4 protein-coding genes are annotated in these 3,483 nt (G+C 69.3%); all 4 read left to right on the forward strand.

The features are described 5' to 3' along the window. Positions 1-260: 260 nt before the first annotated feature. On the forward strand, positions 261-1,235 hold the full coding sequence (locus GT007_RS22005; protein WP_160123812.1) for a Bug family tripartite tricarboxylate transporter substrate binding protein: 975 nt from the start codon (positions 261-263) through the stop codon (positions 1,233-1,235). Between the two features lie 443 nt (positions 1,236-1,678). Then, positions 1,679-2,146, forward strand: coding sequence for a division/cell wall cluster transcriptional repressor MraZ (locus GT007_RS22010; protein WP_160123813.1), 468 nt, complete (start codon positions 1,679-1,681; stop codon positions 2,144-2,146). Then, the gene (rsmH, locus tag GT007_RS22015) at positions 2,143-3,081 is read left to right on the forward strand and encodes a 16S rRNA (cytosine(1402)-N(4))-methyltransferase RsmH (protein ID WP_160123814.1); all 939 of its coding nucleotides are present in this window, start codon (positions 2,143-2,145) and stop codon (positions 3,079-3,081) included. Before GT007_RS22010 ends, rsmH begins: the two co-directional genes overlap by 4 nt. Next, positions 3,078-3,483: cell division protein FtsL (ftsL, locus tag GT007_RS22020; RefSeq protein WP_408015564.1), on the forward strand; the 406-nt coding region annotated here is incomplete at its 3' end. The genes rsmH and ftsL, both read left to right, overlap by 4 nt.

A 3,483-nucleotide genomic window follows, 5' to 3' on the forward strand; every position in this document is an offset into this window, starting at 1 on the left:
GTATGGCAGGTGTTCTTCTCGCGATTTCCTCTCGCCACACTCGACCTCAGGGACGAAACACCCCATCTCAAAACCGTCAGGGATGTCTCCGTACACCTGTCAAACATCTCTCCAGTCTGAACAGGGGCGAAGCCCCTGAGGACGGGCGTCTTTCCCGGCACGTCCCGCGCCGCCTCTGACATGTCATCGAAATTGACGATGGGCGCCTGGGCTGGCCTATTGCGTGCACGACAGATGCCGCCGTCAGAAGGAACCGACGCATGACACTTTCCCGCCGATCCCTTCCCTTGCTGGGCGCGCTGGCCGCGCCCCGGCTGGGCTTGGCGCAATCCTGGTCGCCCAGCGGGCCCATCCGCGTGGTGCTGCCGCAGGCCGCCGGTTCCTCGGGCGATATCCAGATGCGCCAGATGGCCGAGACGATGCAGCGCGAACTGGGCGCGCCGATCGTGGTGGAGAACCGCCCGGGCGCCAATGGCTCGGTCGCCGCGGGTTTCGTGAAGCAGCAGCGCCCGGACGGGCAGACCCTGATGCTGGCCGGCGTGTCGATGGTGGCCTTCAACCAGCACCTGTACCGCCACCTGTCCTATGACCCGCTGAAGGATTTTTCCTATATCGCGCCCACGACCAACACGAATTTCGTGGTGGTGGCGAGCAAGAAGAGCGGCATCACCAGCCTGGCGCAGATGGTGGAACGCGCGAAGGCCGACCCCGGCAAGCTGACCTTCGGTTCCGCCGGCATCGCCAACACCACCCATCTGGGGATGGAGATGCTGGCCTCCCGCGCCGGGGTCCAGATGACGCATGTGCCCTATGCGGGCTCCCCCCAGGCGGCGACGGCGCTGGTCTCGGGCGAGGTGGATCTGGGCTTCTCCGTGCTCGGCATCGCGCTGCCCGCGATCCGCGCGGGGCAGGTCACGCCGCTGGCCGTCGCGCGGGAAGGCGGGCGCGCGCCCGTGCTGCCCGATGTGCCGACCCAGGCCGAGGCCGGCATCAACGCCCCCGTCATCCCCGGCTGGTTCGCACTGATGGGCCCGGCGGGCATGCCCGATGCCGCCGTCACGCGCATCAACGCCGCCGTGCACACCGCCCTGCGCGAACCCGTCTTCACCCAGCGCCTGGCGGCCGCGGATCTGGAGGCCCTGTTCTCCGACGCCCCCACCTTCCGCGCGCGGCTGGAGAATGAGAGCCGCATCTGGGGCGAATTCATCCGCGCGCGCGGCCTGACGCTGGACTGATCCAGCCGCACGAGGCGGGCCCTTGGGGGCACCGGGCCTGCGCCCGGTGCCCTTTTTTGCGCCGGGGGCAGGTAACGTGCATTCGCGGAACATTCCACAACCTGAAATTGCAAGACGCTTCCGGCTGGGAAAACGCCCCACCCTGCCCCACCTCCGATTAACCTGTTGAAAACAAACAACCTCACAGGCCGCAAGATTCCATCAGAGAGTCGCTTTTTCCCTTGCTTGCCCAGACTTTCCCATCTAGAACCATGGAAGCCCAAATGCGGATGCAGCGCGCTCGGGGGGGCGAGCGATCCACAGTTCTGGGCTGGTAGGGCGAGCCGGTGGGGTCGGGGGGCTCCACCGGCGAGCTTTCCCGAGCGGGAAGCCATCGCCCTTCCTCGCGTCTCTCCTTCCATTCCCCCAGGCGGCTTTATCGGCAGGGGGTTGAGCGGAAGGTCATGGCGGCGGAGGGCAATCCACCCATCGGAGGGCAGTTCCGCGGCCGCTACGTGAACCGGCTGGACGCGAAGAAGCGCGTCTCGGTTCCCGCCTCGTTCAGGTCTGTCCTGTCCGGCCAGGGGCTGGTCCTGCGCCGTTCCAGCCGCCACAACTGCATCGAGGCCTGGCCCGCGAACCTGTTCGCGCACGACATTCCGGCCATCACCCCCAATGACTTCACCGATGACGACGCGGATGACAGCTACTACGTGAACTACGCCGATACCGTGGACGCCGCGCCGGACAATGAGGGCCGGCTGGTGATGGACGAAGGGCTGCTGCGCTTCGCCGGCATCAAGGACAGCATCGCTTTCCTCGGCAAGAACCAGATCTTCGAACTGTGGGAACCGCAGGCCGCCGACGCGATGATCGAGGCCGCCCGGCAGCGCATGCAGGCGCGCGCCACCGCCCGGCGGGGTGTGGCATGAGCGGCCATATCCCCGTGATGCTGGCCGAGGTGCTGCACCACCTGGCCCCCCACCCCGGCGAGAGCCACCTGGACGGCACCTTCGGCGGCGGCGGCTATGCCCGCGCCATCCTGGACACCGGCGCCACCCTGTGGGCGCTGGACCGGGACCCCGAGGCCATCCAGCGCGGCGCGACCCTGCTGGCGCAATTCCCTGGGCGACTCACCCTGTTGCATGCATGTTTCGGCGACATGCTGGAGGTGATGCACAAGCATGGGGTGACGGCGCTCGACGGGGTGGTGCTCGACCTGGGCGTCTCCTCCTTCCAGTTGGACGACGCTGAACGCGGCTTCTCCTTCCGCACCGACGGCCCGCTGGACATGCGCATGGGCCGCGACGGCCCCTCGGCCGCCGATCTGGTGAACACCCTGCCCGAGGCCGAGCTGGCCGACCTGATCTGGGAATACGGGGAGGAGCGCTTCTCCCGCCGGGTGGCGCGCAACATCGTGGCGCAGCGCCCCTTCACCACCACCATGGCGCTGGCCGAGGTGGTGCGCAAATCCGTCCCGCGCGACCCCTCGGGCATCGACGGCGCCACGCGCAGCTTCCAGGCGCTGCGCATCAAGGTGAATGACGAGCTGGGCGAGATCGAACGCGGGCTGGAGGCGGCGCTGAAGCTGCTGGCCCCGGGCGGGCGGCTCGTCGTCGTCTCCTTCCACTCGCTGGAGGACCGGATCGTGAAGCGCGTGATGAACCAGGCCGCCGGGCGCGCGCCGGGGCTGTCGCGCCATGATCCCTCCGCGCTGATGGGGCGCGCGGCCCCCAGCCCGTTCAAGCTTCTCACCCAGCGCGCCGAACGCCCGGGCGATGCGGAAACGCGGGACAATCCCCGCGCCCGCTCCGCCCGGCTGCGCGCCATCACCCGCCTCCCCGCTTCGGAGGACAAGGCCGCATGATCATCCGTCTTCCCACCCTTGTCGGCGCCCTGGGCCTGGCCCTGGCGGCCAGCCACACCTATCAGGTCAAGCAATCGGTGAAGGCGCTGGAAGGCCAGCTGCGCGACATCCGCCGCCAGACGGAGGAAGCGCAGGAGCGCACCCAGAACCTGCAGGCCGAATGGGCGCGGCTGAACGACCAGGACCGGCTGCGCGGCCTGGCGGAACGCCAGCTGCCCGGGCTGGTGCCCATGCAGTCCAGCCAGTTCACCCAGCTGGCCGAGGCGGCGCGCCGCCTGCCGGTGGCGGTCGCCTTCGCCGGGCCCGCGGGCGCCTTCGCGCCCCGCCAGGACAATGTGGCGCTGGCCGATGCGGCGCCCGCGCCCGCCCAGGCGGCCCCCAGCCAGCCCGGCCCCGCGCCCG

Source organism: Rhodovarius lipocyclicus, assembly GCF_009900765.1.
GTDB classification, from domain to species: Bacteria; Pseudomonadota; Alphaproteobacteria; order Acetobacterales; family Acetobacteraceae; genus Rhodovarius; species Rhodovarius lipocyclicus.

Bases quoted from the DNA above. Each gene is read 5' to 3' on its own strand.
- GT007_RS22005 (WP_160123812.1), top strand. From the start codon at position 261: ATGACACTTTCCCGCCGATCCCTTCCCTTGCTGGGCGCGCTGGCCGCG.
- GT007_RS22010 (WP_160123813.1), top strand. From the start codon at position 1,679: ATGGCGGCGGAGGGCAATCCACCCATCGGAGGGCAGTTCCGCGGCCGC.
- rsmH (WP_160123814.1), top strand. From the start codon at position 2,143: ATGAGCGGCCATATCCCCGTGATGCTGGCCGAGGTGCTGCACCACCTG.